The sequence below is a fragment of the Halovibrio sp. HP20-59 genome (assembly GCF_033052795.2).
Taxonomy (GTDB): domain Bacteria; phylum Pseudomonadota; class Gammaproteobacteria; order Pseudomonadales; family Halomonadaceae; genus Vreelandella.
This window is the reverse complement of sequence record NZ_JAWJUW020000007.1, coordinates 28,792-45,846: the sequence shown is the minus strand read 5'-3', so window position 1 is coordinate 45,846 and position 17,055 is coordinate 28,792. Positions and strand designations below refer to the sequence as shown.

The following is a 17,055-nucleotide window of genomic DNA, read 5'->3' as shown; positions in this document are numbered from 1 at the left end:
CAGATCTAGGCGCGGGCACCTTTAGCCCCTCTGCGCTACAGCTTGCCCGAGGGCTGCCCTCCGCGAGTATCGCAACATTGCTTATCGCGTAAGCACGGCCCCAACAGAGAGTGGTAAAGTAGACCGAAAGAACAGGAGAGGTTGCATGTCCACGTCCACCGATCATAACCAAGTGTTTGAAAATAGCGTACTTCAAGCGGCTAAAGAGCTATTGGAGCCAAAGCTCGCGACCCTGCCTTGGCATCAGTTCGAACTTGAGTACCATTCGCCTACAGGCAGAGCGAGATTGCAGGTCCGTTGTCAGCAAGATGCCGATTCTCCTGTCAGAACCTTGGTCCTCTCTGTCACCTTCTTGCACGACTCCGAGCAGCTTCAGCTTAGTAACATAATGATGCCGCTCGCCCTACGTTGGGAGCGGCTTGGCAAGCGCACTATTAAGGCCATCTTCGAGGTTGCCCATTCAGCCGGCTACGATCTCTTCCTCATAGATACGGTCCCGTCCTTCCATGATCGACTTCTGAAGCGGAACGCTCGAGCTGTGACCGATGACATTGTGATGATCACACCGGAAACTGACCTCGTGAGCGACATTGGCAGTCCAAAGCCCAATTCTAGCGAAGTGCGCGGCTATTCAATCTTCGACGTTCTCGATGAACTAGATGCGGACGCCTAGCCTAAGATCGATTGATGGCGAGCCAAACCTGACAACTTAGCAGCTCACCACTATCGAGCAGGGCGGTTAGCTTCCGGCTGTAATTCACGCCGCTTAGTCCCTTTACCAGGGGAGAGCTATCGAGCACACTCCCTCAGCACGACCTCTCTTGACGCAATTACATGAAAAACAGCGCAAAAATCCCTTACGGCATCCGCAATAACAGGTTGGTGCATATCAGCCAGCTCACCAGGGCCGAACGCGGCGGCCGTAGCGGCTGTGTCTGTCCTGGGTGCAGAACGCCGCTTGAGGCGAGAATGGGGGATATTGTCCGTCACTATTTCGCACATGCCAGAGGCACCCGACCATGCGCTGGGGGCACTGAAACCGGAATACACCTAGCCGCAAAGCAGTTGATCGCAGACCGAAAGGAAATCCCCATTCCTCTGCTTCAGGCGATACTTGAGGGGAAGGATAGCCTTGGCTATAAGCACACCGAATCTAAGGTCATTTTCCCCGGCCGCGATCGGCAGGCGGTGGATGATACGAAGCTTGAGTTCAGCCTAGGGGACATCCGCCCAGACCTTATCGTGAACTTGGGCCAGATAGAAATCTTAGTAGAGGTGGCCGTAACCCATTTCATCGACGCGGAAAAGCAGCAGCGGCTTGAGTCCCGTGGCCAGCGCTGCATCGAAATCGACCTGGGGGACATACCACGGAACCTAACACCGGCCGATCTCGAAGAGCATGTATTTAACTATCAACGGGCCTACTGGATCGTAAATCCCAAGATCGGAGCGGAGCAGGCAAAGCTACGTCCAGGACGCCAGCAGCAGATCGAGAAGGCCAACAAACGAATAGCACAGGCTAGGATCGCCAGGGAGCAAGAGGAGAAGCGCCAGCGCGAACAACATGCCCGGATGGAAGCCTACTTTCAGGCACAGGAAAAGAAACATGCTGAGCGAAAGCGCCAATGGGAGGAGGAGCAACGCCTGGCGCGAGAAAAAGCGATCAAACAGGCTGAAATCAGGCGACGCGAAGCCGAGGCTGCACGTCAACGCGAGGCTGAGGTTGAGCTGCAGCGGAGGCAGAAAACCTGGGAGCTAGAACGTCAGCAACTTGATCTTCATGAGATGCGCCATCTCGCCATGGAACTTTCCGCGTCCTGTCAGCGTATTGGTGTCCGGTCTGGCAAGGTGGCTGCATCAACACGGTTTTGCTTACCGATGGCCCGGCACAACCTCGAACGAGATATTCACAGAATGGACCTGGAAGCCATTCCTACCGCGGTTGAAACACGCACAGAATATGACTGGATGTTCGGGGTGCCGTCTCGTGAGTGGAAACTCGTGGCCTTGCTAGGCGTCGTCTATACCCGTGAGAACATCCATAGCCGCTATTGGATCTCAATCCAAGCCATTGAGCGCTGCCTCAGGGAGTTCGGATATCAGCCAGTTGTCGCTCTTCAGCGTGCAGATCAGTTGCTGAATACTGCTCGTTACTACCAGGTTCTCTCAGATGATCCTGCATTAATGACACTGGAACTGCTTCCAAGGCCCCTGGACGCGATTGCAGAATTCGTTGGCGAATTGAGCAACTTCAATATGATTCATCTGCTAGCTGCCAAGCTAGATGAACTTGCGTTCATACCCAAGCCTGCTAACAGCTGGCGCTCATGACATCAGCACCAACTCAAGCAGAGAGTAGCTGATTTTGCCTTGGCCTAGGCGTCCGCGAAGACTTTGAGTAGGGTGCCACCAGAATTAGCCTTGTCCACCAGCGCATCCTTGACCAGCCAATACTCGGTTAACACTTGCTAAATGAGCCGTATGTAGGCGAGGAAATGGTTCACCACCAGCTCAATGATCTGTTGACGAGCTTCCGATTCGGCCATACTTGAGGTGACGCTTGCTTGCGCTGGATACACCAGTTATCCCTAGCAACACAGCTCAATGCGATTGACTCGGAGGGAGGAGACATGTGTAGTCGATATGAGGCGCCTGACGCCGATCAGCTGTTGCATGACTTTAAAGTTACGCCAGAACAAGAGATGCAAAGCGAACTCTGGCCAGGGTATTCCGGCCCGTTTCTCCGTCCGCCACAATCGAGCGACCCCCATGACGAGGCAGCTCCCCCGTTAGAGGCACTGGTTGGAATATTTGGCCTACTGCCGTTTTGGGCTAAGGACACTAAGCTGGCGAGGAGAACTTATAACGCGAGGTCAGAAACGGTCGCCAGCAAGCCATCATTCCGTTCTGCATGGCGTCTGGGGCAACATTGCATCATTCCCGCAAAGGCGATCTTCGAACCTGATTGGCGCTCCGGGAAAGCGGTTCCGACTCGTATCACTCGGGCAGATGGAGGGCTCATGAGCATTGCAGGTCTCTGGGAACGCTGGATCAACCCTGACGGTGAAACCGTGTATAGCTATTCGATGCTCACGGTCAACGCCGACGACCACACCATGATGAAAAACTACCATCGCCAGGGCAGTGAGAAGAGAATGGTAGTCATCTTGCCGAATGGGGCGCTCAAGGACTGGCTGACCGCACCAGCAGCGGAAAGCATGGCATTCATGAGGCAATACCCTGCTCACCGGCTACAAGCTGAGCCAATGCCGAAAGAATCCGGTCGCCGCAAGAGAAGCTAGAACAGGCATGCATCGCAAACCGCCAAAGTAGCTTTTAACTCAAAGCGCTTGCTTGTAAAGGTTAGTCAGGAATTTTTCAATTGTATCGATCGTAGAGTCAATAAAGGCTCTCTCAACCGTAATTTGATTATTCCAGCCATAAGATAGACCGCTTGTATCACGTATTATCACTTCAAGTGATGTGAGTTCTCCAGGTGGCTCGCTTCTTTTGACATAGCCTTCTTCGTGGACAATCTGGTTTCTAACCTTGTTAAATTTCATAAGATCCACCCAATAGCCGTTCATGCCATTGGACTGAAAATCTAGTCCTGCAATTTTCGAGAGATAAATCCTCGAGCCTTCCACTCCACTCTTCTGCAGGTCTGCCAGTGAGATCGGGAGATTATCTTTTTTCTTCAACCTTTTGCAAAGCATGACCATTTGCTTTTCAAGGAAAGAATATAAGGAAACTACGGTGGACCTTCTGAATGTCCCAACGAATACGTTTTCTATTTGCGAAACATCATCAGAAAGAAATTCCATTATCTCCTGATATTCATACTCATCTCGACCGAAGTTTTCACGCGGCAAATCATAGGAATTGATAAGCGCTTGTTTATCACTATGGAATTTGCTGTCCAGCTCATCAGTGTATTTACGAAAATCCTCTAATCTATCGATACAAGCATTGATGACAAGAGCTTGCATCGCGCTTTTCGATAAACCATTTCTCAAGCTGTTGGGCATAAGGAACCTCTATCAGTTTTCATTTGGCCATCCCGCTATCCCCCGCCAAGGGCGGATCGAGGTGATTGAATACACAGAGCGCTCATCCTGGCCCTGAAATGTGTCGACACGCTCTACCTCGTCATCTACTGCCAAGGGCCTGCCCTTGAAGTCGATAATAGTTGCTGTCGGATCATCGTTACCCCACTCAGCCTGAAACCATCGATGTTCCCCTGTCATGTCTATTAGCACGAAAGGGTAGAGTGTCAGCCGCTCTTTCTCGTCTGCGCGCTCTTTAGCATAGCCATACATCTCGTCTGACCACAGTCGGCCATCCTGGCCAATGAGCGCCACCAAACGCATAACGCTTTTACGATCGGCCGTGTATTCGAGGTCAATCTGTACTGGTTGGTTACTTGTAACTATCGTCTCTTCCGGGCTCGTATCATTCAGTGCCATTTCTATCGGTCTCAGCCTTTCGTCTTGGGAATCTTTATCCCGTCCAGCTTGTAGTGCTCGCCTAGCTCAATAGCGCGGCGCACCGATTCCAATACCGGCTTGCGAACTGCGCGGTAGCGGGTAGAGTCAGGCGAGGCGAACCAACCCTTCACCGTCTCCACGCTATACCCAGTCAGGGTGGCCACATGATTCTGGTTCAAGCCATGCCGCTCCATAAGCTGACGGAGAGCTTCATTCGTCGGTTTCTCGGAAGTGCTCATTAATATCTCTCTATATATCGCTACTGGTGCCTACCAGCAACGTTCGTTCATATATGGCGCCTTACAGCGCATCTAAGGTGGAGACTACGCTTCAAGGCCCCAGCAGCGCCTAGCGCGATCCCTGGCTCTCTCCTGTGTGTGCGCTTCAGGAAGAGCAGGGGAGCTGTCCTGGTTGAAGTGCGCCAACAAGTCGCCAAACAGCGTGGAGTCTCGTAGGTCGAGGTCGATGCCTACCAGCCCATCGACTGCTTGGTGAATCTCCATGACAGACCAAGGCTCCAGCTGAGCTATGCACTCATTGTCGCGAATAAGACGCTGGATCTCAGGATGCTCCTTGATCGTCTCGATCTGCACGGTTGATGCCCTGAGGTTCGCCATGTGGCCTCCAATTTAATAGGTACTGCTGATAGTTTAATGTGCAATGCACACGACTGCAATGTTTGTAAGTCTTCTGTAATAACAATCAATACCCCATGCAGTCTCGCTTTTAAGGCTGTTTATTGCTCGCTCAGGCTGATTAACAGAAGCTATAAAAGTGTGCGTTTAGCTTGAAAAAGTGTGCATTGCACATTATTATAAAGGTCATCAGCTACACGACCTTGAGACATACCATGAACCTAGCGATCAACCTCGACACCGACACCGCTATGCCGGCTTCATTCGAGCCTGCTTCTACCTCTCTGCCCGAGCGCGTTCGCCAGGCCATCGATCTCCTGAAAACTATTATTACCGAGCAACCTACCTCGCTTGTGCTCGCCTATGAATCGCCCCGGGTTCCGTAGACACCTCCAGGCCTTATACTGAAGGCAGTTAGGAGGACTCATGAGCCGTCAACGATATACCGAAGAATTCAAGATCGAAGCCGTCAAGCAAGTCACAGAACGGGGCCATCCCGTCGCCGAGGTCGCAGCTCGGTTGGGCGTGTCCGGCCATAGTTTGTACCAGTGGCTCAAGCGCTATACCAAGCCTGCAGAACAACGCCAGCAGGACGATGACCTTCAAGCTGAGAATCGGCGATTAAAGGCGGAGCTGAAACGTGTATCAGAAGAGCGAGATATACTAAAAAAGGCCACCGCGTACTTCGCCAGGGAGTCCGACTGAGGTACGCGTTCATTCAGGACCATGCGAATCAGTATCCGGTGCGCCGGTTGTGTAGCATGATGGACGTGCACCCCAGCGGTTATTATGCCTGGTGCCGTAACGCCATGTCTGACCGGGCACGAGACGACCAGCGCCTACTGGGGCTGATCAAGCACGCCTGGCTTGAGAGTGGCGGTGTATACGGTTATCGCAAGATTCACCAGGACCTGCGAGAGATCGGTGAAGTCTGTGGCAAGCATCGAGTGGCCCGTCTGATGCGTGAGGAAGGACTACGTTCACAAACCGGTTATCGGCGACGGCCGGGCCGCTATGGCGGCAAGCCAGCGGTAGTATCACCTAACCACCTGAATCGTCAGTTTGACGTAACGGCACCCAACGTTGCATGGGTCACCGACATCACTTACATCCGCACTTACGAGGGCTGGCTCTACTTGTCGGTGGTGATCGACCTGTTCTCTCGGCAGGTGGTGGGATGGTCAATGAAGCCTCGCATGACGACAGATCTGGCACTGGATGCCTTGCTGTCCGCCGTCTGGCGGAGGAAGCCCCAAAAGCCCGTCATGATTCATTCGGATAGGGTAGTCAGTTCAGCAGCTCGGATTGGCAAAGTTTTTTGAAGGCCAATCATCTGGAGGGCAGCATGAGCCGCCGGGGCAACTGTCACGACAATGCTGTTGCTGAAAGCTTCTTCCAGCTCCTCAAGCGAGAGCGAATCAAGCAGCGTATCTATCCAACCCGAGAGGCTGCTAAAAGCGATGTGTTCGATTACATTGAAATGTTCTACAACCCAAGACGCCGCCACGGCACGAGTGATGACGTGTCACCCGTTGAGTACGAACGGCGGTATTTCCAGAGCCTGACGGGTGTCTAGAAGACCCGGGGCGATTCAGATTTATCTTCGAGTAGATATTGTTACTTAATAGCAATCATCCTAAGTCGTAAAGCATTGCCAATCACGCTCACTGAAGAGAGTGACATCGCCGCCGCCGCGATAATCGGTGATAACAGCATACCTGTGAAGGGGTACAAAATCCCTGCGGCAATGGGGATGCCTGCCGCGTTGTAAGCAAAGGCAAAAAAGAGATTTTGGCGAATATTACGCATGGTGGCTTTTGAGAGCTTATGCGCCGTGGCAATACCGGTAAGATCTCCTCGCAGTAGAGTAACCCCAGCGCTTTCTATCGCCACATCGGTGCCGGTTCCCATGGCAATGCCGACATCCGCTGTAGCCAGCGCAGGTGCATCGTTCACGCCGTCGCCGGCCATGACAACAATGCGCCCTTCATCACGGAGACGCTGAATCACTCGGCCTTTATCCTCTGGAAGCACTTCAGCTTCGACCTCATCAATGCCTAGCCGACGTGCCACAGCGTTGGCGGAGGTGCGATTATCGCCTGTCAGCATCACCACTCGAATGCCGTCAGCCTGGAGTGAACGAATGGCTTCTTCGGTGGTTTCCTTGACCGGATCGGCAATGGCGAGCAGCCCAGCTAAATTCCCGTCGATGCTCGCAAAGATGACAGTAGCACCGTCGCTGCGCAATTGATCGGCATGTGTGTCTTGAGACTGGGTGTTAACGCCCTCGCTTTCCATCAATAGCCGGTTGCCCAGGGCAATACGCTTGCCATCTATCTGGCCTATAACGCCCATGCCATTGGGAGCCTCGAAGTCCAACGCTTCTGTTAATTTTACCTCTGCCTCTTTAGCCTTTTCGACTATTGCATGGGCCAAGGGGTGCTCGCTGCCTCGCTCAAGACTAGCTGCCAAGCGCAAAAGCTCCGATTCAGCAATGCCTTCAGTGAGAATCAACTCGGTCACTCGTGGTTTGCCTTCGGTAAGCGTGCCGGTTTTGTCGACGACGACGGTGTCGACCTTCTCTAGACGTTCAAGAGCTTCGGCATCGCGAATCAACACGCCTAACTGGGCACCGCGCCCTACACCGACCATAATTGACATGGGGGTAGCAAGACCTAGCGCGCACGGGCAGGCAATGATCAGAACACTAACCGCCGCAATAAGGCCAAACGCCATCGGCGGGGTAGGGCCCCACAATGACCAGGCGATGAAAGCCACAACAGCAATGAGAATAACGACGGGTACAAAGATGCTGGCGACTTTGTCGGCAAGCCCTTGAATGGGTGCGCGGCTGCGCTGGGCGCTGGCGACCATTTGCACAATCTGCGACAGCATCGTGTCCTGGCCCACCTTGTCAGCGCGCATGACAAAGGATCCTTGACCATTGATGCTGCCGCCAATGACGCCATCGCCGACTTCCTTTTTCACCGCTAGTGGTTCACCGGTAACCATGGATTCGTCAACGTTGGAGCGACCTTCCATCACTTCGCCATCTAATGGCACCTTATCGCCGGGGCGCACCCGGAGACGATCCCCTACCTGAACCTGGTCAAGAGAGATATCTTCCTCATTGCCCTGATCATCAAGGCGTCGAGCGGTAGCAGGCGCCAAGTCGAGCAGAGCACGAATAGCGCCAGAGGTTTTTTCACGAGCGCGTAGCTCTAATACTTGTCCCAGTAAAACTAAAACGACAATCACTGCCGCTGCTTCGAAATAAACGGCCACCGAACCATCGGCTTGACGGAAGGCGTCGGGAAAGATGCCCGGTGTGAGGGTGGCCAGCAAACTGTAGAGCAACGCGGTGCCGGTACCGATCGCGATTAGCGTGAACATATTAAGGCTGCGATGCACTAGCGAACGCCATCCGCGTACAAAGAATGGCCAACCTGCCCAGACGACTACCGGCGTTGCCAGCAGCAGTTGAATCCAGTTAGAGGTTTGCTGGGAAATAAAATGCATAAGGCCAAACACGTGGCCACCCATTTCTAGGGCAAACACGGGGAGGGTCAGTACTAGGCCGATCCAGAAACGCCTGGTCATGTCCTTGAGTTCGTCCGAAGGGCCGGTGTCAGCAGAGACGGTCTCAGGTTCCAGCGCCATGCCACAGATTGGACAGTCGCCTGGGCCTTCTCGTCGAACTTCTGGGTGCATCGGGCAAGTATAAATAGACCCCGAGGGTACTGACGCTTGTGACTGTTTGCTTGGCTCAAGATACGCATCAGGCTTGGCAATAAACTTTTCCTGACACTTTTCTGAGCAGAAGTACCAAGTCTTACCCGCGTGATCGGCACGGTGGCGGGAGGTATGGGGATCAACGTCCATGCCACAAACAGGGTCTTTCACCTTTGTCTCGTTATGGTCTTCAGACATCGTTCATTCTCCCCGTTTGGCGAACAAGGCGCATGGCTTCGTGCTCTTCAAGTGCTAAAAGGGAATCTAAGAGCTCTTTAGCCTCAGGAATTTCCGCTTTGCCAACGAGGGTTCGATAAAGGTTTATCGTTTGTTCATGGAAATCAAAAACCTCTCGGCAAATGTCGTCAACACTTAGCGTGGAATAGGGCGCATCGCAGGTACGATGCGTACGGATAGGTTTATGCTCCAAATAGTCATAAACGTAGGTTTTTAATGCTTTCGCGTCAGCAGTCTGTTCAAAGCGCGCCACAACGCGCTGCATTTCCGCTTCCTGTGCAGCTAAGTAATTGAGCAACATGCGAGCGCGCTCTTCTTCGTGTATATCGGCGCAATGAGCAAGGCAAGCTGCAAGATGCTCGTGTAACTGACGGGTCCAATCGATCAATTCACCAAAGGTTCTAACGTCCATTTGGTACCTCCTATAACGCTATTAACGTTAATGAGTGTGAGAGTGCTCGCTATCGTTTGAAGCGTCGCGTTTGGATAGGAAAATCCATTCGCCGAGTAAAAGAGTAGCCATTACTACGCCAGCAACGATGAGCACCATGGGGTCCGAGATGGCTTTTACCCATAAAAAGCCGATTAACACGACAGCATCTAGTAGTATGGCAATGCTAGGAATAACAGGATTAGCCCCCACTCTGTCCTTGAGATGACGAAGCACACCCCAGTGGATGGCCATATCCATGATCAGGTAGAAAATGATGCCTAATGCTGCGATGCGGCTCAGGTCAAAAAAAGCGGTGAGCACTAAGCCAAATACGATGGTGTACACCAGTGTATGCTTTTGTACACTGCCGGGCATGTGGAAATGGCGGTGAGGAACCAGCTTCATTTCTGTCAGCATGGCGAGCATGCGTGAAACGGCAAAGACGCTGGCGATGATACCGCCCGCCGTTGCCAACATGGCGAGAATGACGGTAAACGCAACTGCCGCTTCACCCAGTGCGGGACGGGCAGCGGCGGCCAGGGAGTAGTCTTGGGTTTCGATAATTTCAGGCAAAGATAGGTTGCTGGCAACGGCAAAACCGACAAGGGCATAGATCACCACGCATAGCGCAATCGAGATCGTGATAGCTTTGCCAAGATTCCGCTTAGGATCTTTAAGCTCCGAACCACTATTGGTAATCGTCGTGAAGCCTTTAAATGCCAGTATGCCGAGCGCCGTAGCACCTAAAAAGCCCGTTATCGTAGGCGTAGGTGCATCGTTGCCAGCACCCATTTCGATGGAGTCGGCAATAAACACGCCGACAATACCAAACACTATAATGCCACCTATTTTGATAAATCCGAGCACCGAGGCGACGGTCTCGATCAAGCGGTTGGCGGATAAATTGATCAAAAAGGCTATTAGCAGTAAACCAACCCCGAGTAGGGGCACAAATAGTGAACGATCCCCCAGGTCAAACAACTCAAGCGTGTAGGAACCAAACGTTCTCGCCAAAAAACTCTGTGCGATCACCATGGAAAAATACATCAGGAGGGCATGAAAGGCGGTGGGAAGCGTCGGGCCATACGCTTTCTGTAAATACATGCCAATCCCACCTGCTGATGGGAAGGTATTGGACATTTTAACGTAAGAATAAGCGCTGAAAGAGACAATGACGGCAGCGGCCAGAAAGGCTAGAGGAAATAGCCGACCAGTCATTTCGGCCATTTGGCCGGTTAGCGCAAAAATACCGGCCCCAATCATCACGCCGGTGCCTAATGCAACGGCACCGACCAACGAAAGACTGTTTTCTTTATATTGTGGCGTTCTATCCTGCCCAACCATGAAAGCGACTCCTTGTATTAACGGCAACCACAGCAGCAATAACTGCCGAGGACTCCTGTGCGGTGTTTTTTGATGCTATATAAATTAAATATAGAACCTATGTGCAGCCACATGGCAAATGACTAACGGAAGGTCTGATTTTGCGAGGCCACAGGCAAGCAGCTCTTACCCTAAACTAGCTAGTCTTGCTCCTGGTTGTGTCATGTAGCCGTTATGACTATTAATGACAGCTCCAAGGTTCCTGTTTAGCGTTGTCTTTAACGTTCTGATCGACGAAACGGTAATACTCCTTCTTAAAGCGGTTCCACCGATCAGCGCTGACCTGTATGTCATGGAGCTTGAGAATTTTTTCAACGTCATCGATGCAGAGCCTCAGCGCATCGTAAGCAAGGCTGATATTTCGGTTTTTCTCGTTGTAGACCACCTTATCCATTCCATAGAGTCGGTCGATATCTGACAGCGCTTCTTCAATGCGTTTGGATTTACTAGGCTTGATTTTTAAATTCCGAGTCACCAGTGTGTTTTTGGAAACACCCAAGCGGTGCTCTTGTTGTGTCGTTTTCATGGTCTTTCTCCCAGGCGCGTACATGTATATATAGAGTGGTTCAGTCCTTGTCTATTTTGTCCTTATGACCGCCGTGGTGTTTATGCATGAAAATATGCATCAGTGGGCATGCTGCCAAAAAGAGGAAAGGTAAGAACTGAAATAGGTGGAGACGGTGCTCGGTTCCAATCAGGTATCCCGCCCAAATGACAAACCCAGCAAGTGGCACCCACAACATCAGCAAACGACTACTTGTACTGTTACTCATAATCACCTCAGTAACTCGCCCAAAGAGCCAACAGCAGTTAAGGCCGTTGGTTTGGGAAAAATCAAATAAATAACCCCAATAACAGCATGGATGATTTGTCTGAACGCAACCTGAACAGCATCGGAGGGAAATATGATCCTGATCAAGCGCCTCGCAAAAAGTAGGCGATAATTACCCAAGCGGTATCCATAGCCTCATTCCCATCATCATTAGGTTTTCGGTGAGCGATACAAAGCTTAATGGGTATTACTGTTGCCGACACAGGCGCACTTGAGCTCACGTTTATCGAGGTATATCGCTTTAAAGACAGAACCTGTCACACGGTGCCAACGAATAGCGCCAGTGGCGCAGCCAGCCAGATAAGCGTATCGGCCAGCAATTAGTAGCTTCGAAAGTATCTAGGCGTGAAGGTAAACGTAACTGAAGGGGACTTGGCGCTGGGCGTGCAGGTCATAGTTGAGAAACATGGCGCTAAAGCTCGCTACGCCCTGCAGCTTTTGCAGACCCGGGGGTATGATCGCTGTGGCTACGGCATACTCTAGCACGCGTGCAGTGAATATTATGCACTGAACCTCCCAACTGGCAGAAAAATCGATGAGTAACGCAGTGGCAAAAATTGCCAGCACAGGGCGATAGGTGGTCGCATTAGGGTCTGAAACGCTAACTCCCAGGTGCTCATGAAGCTCTTCATAGCCGCCAATACGTTCATAGCCCAGATATCCCTGGGAAATCGTATCGACATGTTCCTGCTCTGTAAACGCGTCAATCTCTTATCGCGAAGTCAGCAGGTTTACGTTCACCTAAGGCCCATGTGCACGAGCAGGTCAACGATCTACAAGCCAAACGGACATATGTACTCTCCTGTTTGCAACCATAAGCGCGAGCGCTGGAGTGGGTCGTTGTCACCGTTATGAACCTCTTAGTTGTTTATTAACACTATATTGCTTACCTAACATAATAATCTAACTCCCTTCCACAGCCTTCAGATCAAATATGTGGCGCGACGAAAACTTTATTGTGAAGTGAGCCAGTCAATCTTACTAAGCCTGAAGGCGCCTCAGTCGTTAGGTAATAAGTTTATTTTATATGAAATTTGTTAACTTCCATGTCTCAACATAAACATTTGAGATTCGCTAAAGTGTATATTTATTCGCTGACAATGCGAAGTTGGTTTTCTAAGTAAGGGCTAGCATTCGCCGGGAGCAGGTTTGTCGGAGTTAAAAGGACCAAGAGGTTGTTTTCTACTTAATAACACAAGTGGGCGGTTGAGACGGTAGCTAACAGTGTGGTGACCCATAAGGTGACTAAGAAAATTTGTTATAGGGCATAGACACTATTATTTACTCTGGGGGTATTCCAGTTTGTATTGGAAAGGGGTTCTCAATACTTTCGTCTGCTTGGTGACGCCTTTGCTCTTGTGTCCATAATGTCTTGAGATAATTCACCACATCTCGTATCTCGCTGGGAGCCAAAACTTCCTGATACGCTGGCATCGTTAGCCTATCGGTTTTATTCCAGGGGTCGCGCCAACCCTCGGCAATAATTCGGTAGAGCATGGCATCAGAGTGTTTCCAGGTATGGCCCTCTGGCCCATGTGGTGGAGCAGGTAACTCGCCTAGAGCATTTTGCTCTTCCCAGTTGGGCATGCCTTCGCCTTGTGTACCGTGGCAACTAGCACAGTATTGTCGGTAAACTCTTTTTCCGTCTTCCAGCTGAGGAGTATCGCTTGAAAAAGGACGGTCCTCAGCCATGGCGTGCCCCACAACCATTAGCGTCAGCCATGAGGCAGTGAAAAAACAGTGCTTACGCATCGGGATAAGTCCAGGATTGGCCTTCGTCTTCACTGTGTAGAAGTTCCCCTTTCTGGTTTAAACCATAGAGAGTGTCTTTGGCGGAGAGTGTGAGTGCAACGAGCTCTGTGCCGTCACCAGCTACTTGTTGCCACTCTTGACCACCCGTTTCACTACGCCATAGTCCTTGCTGTGTAACCACATAGACTCGCTTTGGGTTGCCAAGGCTATAAGCCACATCATAGACGCTGCCAGCATCAAGTGCTCCGGTCGGTCTCCAACCGCAAAAGCAGTCCATCGATAGACGCACCGCATCGTCCGATACCCCGTAGAGCCAGCCGGTCTGCATGCTGCCTTCCATGTCAGAGTGGACGAGTCGGTTAATCTTTTGTGAAGGACCACTGTCCATTTTTTTCCAGGTGGTGCCAGCATCCTCGCTTTGGTAGATGCCGTCTTCTTCAATTACCGCATAAAGTGTTTCGTTCTGACGGCGATGTACAGCTAGCGCAGTAACCTCTCGGCTAGGTAGGTTAGCGCTAAGCTCTTGCCAGGTTTCTCCATTGTCGGTGCTACGCTGCACCCCGATTGAGGGGCCTGCGATATAGAGCGCTTGCGGATCAGTGGAGGGGACCGATACCGCGCGCAACTGGCCTTCATTCACGTCTTCGGGCAAGGGAATCGCATTCCAGGTCATGCCTTCATCGGCACGCTGGAATAGTTGGTTAGCCTCAATTTTAAACAGTCGTTTGCCTGTTACGTCATATTGCAGTGCAAGCAACCCTTCTTCAGTTGCCAAGGCCGTAATGGCGCTGCCAAAGCTGACTGCGGCCAAGCCTGTCAGTAAGAAGACACGTAAAAAACGACTCACGATCATGTGCATTTCAATATTTCCTTAAATAACGATTAGCCGATAACACCTAGGGCAGGGAAAGTACGCAATAACCAATATGACAGCTCGGATAGTTTGCCTGTGATCATTAAGCTACCCATCAGGATCATGATCAACCCAGCCGCTATATGTATGAAATGCCCCCAGCGACGCAGGAATTTCTGGTGCTTTATGAAGCGATCAAGTGAAAGGGCACTCAGCATGAAGGGCACACCCAGACCCAAAGAATAAACGCCGAGCAACGCCATGCCGCTCCAGGCGTTGGCCGTGGAAGCGCTGACGGTAAGAATGGCACCTAGAATCGGGCCAATGCAGGGGGTCCAGCCAAATGCAAACGCTAAACCAAGCAGATAAGCCGCACTGCGGCTTCCGCCGACGTCCTTCAGTCGACCCATAAACCGCCATTCTTGATGAAACCAGCGCCATGGCATGAGCCCGGTCATGAAGGCACCAAACAGTATAACGATAAGGCCACCGACTAGGTTTGCTTCTTGGCGATACACCAATAGCAGACGACCAATGGCGGTGGAGCTGGCTCCCAGCAACAAAAAAACGGTTGAAAAACCGAGCACGAACCATATCGACTGGGTTAACACCCGGAGTCGCTCTCGTCTATCCGCCTTCTGTAATTGTCCGAGCGAGCGGCCGGTCATGAAAGAAAGATAGCCAGGCACAAGTGGCAAAACACAGGGTGAAATGAACGAGATCAGGCCTGCCAGAAAGGCAGTGACCAGTCCTATATTGGCTACTTCAAGCATTACCCTTTACCCATGGCTAGGCTTGGAAATTTGATGAGGAATGCTTGATTGACTCGTTTTGATCTACTATTTGGCGAGTGGTGGACGCTGTGCCAGCATTCACTTCTGAAGCGTCTTCTACCCGAGCCTGAACATTGTTAGCGTCGCTTTGCTCGGTCGCTTCACCTTTTTTGTCTTTGCACTTCATCATGCATAGGCCTAATCCGCACATAATGAGACATGGCAATAGGCTCAATAGTATAGGCGCGATGCCCAGCAAAACCAGGTTATCCCAGCCAAAAGCAAGGCCGCCAGCCACTGCCACGCCACCCAGCAACATCAGGCCGCGTGGCCCTGTCAACAGGCCTTGTAGCCCCGATTTTTGTTTGTTCTGTTGGGTTTTGTCGTCACAACAACTCATGGTGCTACCTCATTATCTGGTTGCAATCATTTCGGCAAGAAAGTCGATCATGTCTTGAGTGTTCCACTCGGCTTCCCCCACGAGGCGCCCAATTTCTTTGCCTTGGCGGTCAAGTAGCAGCGTCGTGGGAATACCTACGGCCCCAAGATCTGCACTGGCCATCCCGGTTTTATCTATATAGGGAGCCAGATGTTCAATGCCTATCTCTTGATAAAATTCATTAACAATCTCGACCCCCTTACGGTCGATCGATAAGGCGACCACTTCAAAATTATCGCTGCCAAGCTCAGCCTGGAGGGCATCTAAAGTGGGCATTTCCTCTCGACAAGGCCCACACCATGTTGCCCAGATGTTGAGTAAAATCAGTTTTCCTTCAAAGTCAGCCAACGTTAAAGGGGTGCCGCCGCTATCCTCGAAACTGATTTCCGATACGTCGTTGGGGGTGGCCCAGAGAAGAAACCCTTGTGGCCCTGAGCTTTCTGACGGGGCGGCCATGGCAAGGGATGTGGCAGTCATCAGAAATACGGCTACGAGATATCCTGCCAGGATGGGTAGTTTCATCGCCACACTACCCCTTAGTGAGTCGCGTAAATGTCGGGGCTATCGGTCGGTTGCGAGGCTATGGCATAGACCTCCAGCGGGCCGCGTTTTTCTCCCGACATGCCCGGTGAACCAAGCGGCATTCCCGGCACACTCAGCCCTATGATAGAGGGCTTTGCATCAAGCACTTGGGTCACGCTCTCAACAGGCACATGCCCTTCGAAGAGATAGTCTTCTACGACCGTGGTATGGCAGCCATGCAGTTCTTCAGGGACGTTATACTCGGCTTTCATTTCAACGAGGTCATGGGTGTCGATCGTCTCCACGTCGAAGCCGTTTTGTTCCAAATACTTGGCATATTCGGCACAACATCCGCAATTGGGATTTTTGTAGAGAGTCGCTGATATATCAGCCGCCAATCCCGATATGGGAAAAGCCAGCAAAGACGTAACGGCAAGCGCTTTCCAATGTTTCATATGTTGTGTGTCCGGTTAGATATCAGATAGGAAGGTCCAAGCGACGCTACCCGCATGATGAAAAGGTTGCTTGCGTACAAGCAACCTATCCGAGCCGCTTTAAGCGTCGTCGTTCTCATGCTGCATGTTTTCCATCATGGCGTTACATTTTTCCATCATGGACTTCATATCGCCCATCATGTCGTGCATACCCCCTGCTTGCATCATATTGCTATGCATGGCGTTGCCCTCCATCGGCTTCTGTTGATTCTCTTCTTGGGCAAAAAGCGAGCTAGCTCCGAAGCTGCTGGCAGCAACAATGGCAGTAAACAGGATCGCAGTATTACGTTTACGCATGACACTCTCCTCTGTATGTGAGTCACTCTGCCAAACGCGCTAGTGGTAGGACTTGATTACGGTTTTTTATCCTGTGGCAGGAGTGCTTTTTTAAGATATCCTTAAAGCAGACTTTAAGGTCAAGGCCTCATTTTAAATTTCGTTATACAACCTAAATGTTTGTCATGAGCGCTCAGCTGAAGACTT

General features: G+C 51.4%; 19 protein-coding genes and 1 pseudogene. 4 read left to right on the top strand and 16 right to left on the bottom strand.

Annotated features, from left to right (window positions below; translation table 11 throughout):
- Window positions 1-145: 145 nt before the first annotated feature.
- The 3 genes from RZA33_RS09935 (at window position 146) to RZA33_RS09925 (ending at window position 3,302) form a co-directional block, all read left to right on the top strand.
- Window positions 146-673, top strand: a complete 528-nt coding sequence (locus RZA33_RS09935; protein ID WP_317507653.1) for a hypothetical protein — start codon at window positions 146-148, stop codon at window positions 671-673.
- Window positions 674-969: 296 nt separating this feature from the next.
- A complete protein-coding gene (locus tag RZA33_RS09930; RefSeq protein ID WP_322976197.1) occupies window positions 970-2,331 on the top strand; it encodes a hypothetical protein in 1,362 nt (453 codons plus the stop codon).
- Window positions 2,332-2,630: 299 nt separating this feature from the next.
- Window positions 2,631-3,302 (top strand): SOS response-associated peptidase, encoded by a 672-nt coding sequence (locus RZA33_RS09925; protein ID WP_144816043.1) that lies wholly within the window; start codon window positions 2,631-2,633, stop codon window positions 3,300-3,302.
- 39 nt (window positions 3,303-3,341) lie between these two features.
- Here RZA33_RS09925 and RZA33_RS09920 read toward each other — a convergent pair whose 3' ends face one another.
- From RZA33_RS09920 to RZA33_RS09905, 4 genes are all read right to left on the bottom strand, one after another.
- Window positions 3,342-4,028 (bottom strand): hypothetical protein, encoded by a 687-nt coding sequence (locus RZA33_RS09920; protein WP_144816040.1) that lies wholly within the window; start codon window positions 4,026-4,028, stop codon window positions 3,342-3,344.
- Window positions 4,029-4,040: 12 nt separating this feature from the next.
- Window positions 4,041-4,466 (bottom strand): hypothetical protein, encoded by a 426-nt coding sequence (locus RZA33_RS09915; RefSeq protein ID WP_083024944.1) that lies wholly within the window; start codon window positions 4,464-4,466, stop codon window positions 4,041-4,043.
- 11 nt (window positions 4,467-4,477) lie between these two features.
- Window positions 4,478-4,726: a helix-turn-helix domain-containing protein gene (locus tag RZA33_RS09910; protein ID WP_083024942.1), complete on the bottom strand. Its 249-nt coding sequence runs from the start codon at window positions 4,724-4,726 to the stop codon at window positions 4,478-4,480.
- A gap of 84 nt (window positions 4,727-4,810) precedes the next feature.
- Window positions 4,811-5,104 carry a hypothetical protein gene (locus RZA33_RS09905; RefSeq protein ID WP_008958461.1) on the bottom strand — a complete coding sequence of 98 codons (294 nt, stop codon included), beginning with the start codon at window positions 5,102-5,104 and terminating at the stop codon, window positions 4,811-4,813.
- A 444-nt stretch (window positions 5,105-5,548) separates the two neighbouring features.
- Between RZA33_RS09905 and RZA33_RS09900 the strand changes: the two are divergent.
- Window positions 5,549-6,698, top strand: a pseudogene (locus tag RZA33_RS09900) (IS3 family transposase).
- 41 nt (window positions 6,699-6,739) lie between these two features.
- Here RZA33_RS09900 and RZA33_RS09895 read toward each other — a convergent pair.
- The 12 genes from RZA33_RS09895 to RZA33_RS09840 form a co-directional block, all read right to left on the bottom strand.
- Window positions 6,740-9,052 carry a heavy metal translocating P-type ATPase gene (locus RZA33_RS09895; protein ID WP_008958466.1) on the bottom strand — a complete coding sequence of 771 codons (2,313 nt, stop codon included), beginning with the start codon at window positions 9,050-9,052 and terminating at the stop codon, window positions 6,740-6,742.
- Entirely contained in the window at window positions 9,045-9,503 is a 459-nt protein-coding gene (locus RZA33_RS09890) for a hypothetical protein (RefSeq protein ID WP_008958467.1), read from the bottom strand. The genes RZA33_RS09895 and RZA33_RS09890 overlap by 8 nt, the downstream gene beginning before the upstream one ends.
- 27 nt (window positions 9,504-9,530) lie before the next feature.
- Window positions 9,531-10,868: an APC family permease gene (locus RZA33_RS09885; RefSeq protein WP_008958468.1), complete on the bottom strand. Its 1,338-nt coding sequence runs from the start codon at window positions 10,866-10,868 to the stop codon at window positions 9,531-9,533.
- A 220-nt stretch (window positions 10,869-11,088) separates the two neighbouring features.
- Window positions 11,089-11,433, bottom strand: a complete 345-nt coding sequence (locus RZA33_RS09880) for a hypothetical protein (protein WP_022522184.1) — start codon at window positions 11,431-11,433, stop codon at window positions 11,089-11,091.
- 40 nt (window positions 11,434-11,473) lie between these two features.
- The gene (locus tag RZA33_RS09875; RefSeq protein WP_008958470.1) at window positions 11,474-11,650 is read right to left on the bottom strand and encodes a DUF2933 domain-containing protein; all 177 of its coding nucleotides are present in this window, start codon (window positions 11,648-11,650) and stop codon (window positions 11,474-11,476) included.
- A gap of 1,370 nt (window positions 11,651-13,020) precedes the next feature.
- Window positions 13,021-13,491: a c-type cytochrome gene (locus RZA33_RS09870; protein ID WP_008958472.1), complete on the bottom strand. Its 471-nt coding sequence runs from the start codon at window positions 13,489-13,491 to the stop codon at window positions 13,021-13,023.
- A complete protein-coding gene (locus RZA33_RS09865) occupies window positions 13,484-14,350 on the bottom strand; it encodes a WD40/YVTN/BNR-like repeat-containing protein (RefSeq protein WP_008958473.1) in 867 nt (288 codons plus the stop codon). Before RZA33_RS09865 ends, RZA33_RS09870 begins: the two co-directional genes overlap by 8 nt.
- A 23-nt stretch (window positions 14,351-14,373) precedes the next feature.
- A complete protein-coding gene (locus RZA33_RS09860; protein ID WP_044630813.1) occupies window positions 14,374-15,117 on the bottom strand; it encodes a cytochrome c biogenesis CcdA family protein in 744 nt (247 codons plus the stop codon).
- Window positions 15,118-15,133: 16 nt separating this feature from the next.
- A complete protein-coding gene (locus RZA33_RS09855) occupies window positions 15,134-15,517 on the bottom strand; it encodes a hypothetical protein (protein ID WP_044630814.1) in 384 nt (127 codons plus the stop codon).
- A 12-nt stretch (window positions 15,518-15,529) separates the two neighbouring features.
- Window positions 15,530-16,078: a TlpA disulfide reductase family protein gene (locus RZA33_RS09850; protein ID WP_317507649.1), complete on the bottom strand. Its 549-nt coding sequence runs from the start codon at window positions 16,076-16,078 to the stop codon at window positions 15,530-15,532.
- Between the two features lie 14 nt (window positions 16,079-16,092).
- Complete coding sequence (locus RZA33_RS09845) at window positions 16,093-16,533, bottom strand: DUF411 domain-containing protein (protein WP_317507648.1); 441 nt, start codon at window positions 16,531-16,533, stop codon at window positions 16,093-16,095.
- 99 nt (window positions 16,534-16,632) lie between these two features.
- Entirely contained in the window at window positions 16,633-16,869 is a 237-nt protein-coding gene (locus RZA33_RS09840; protein WP_062363006.1) for a hypothetical protein, read from the bottom strand.
- Between the last annotated feature and the right edge of the window lie 186 nt (window positions 16,870-17,055).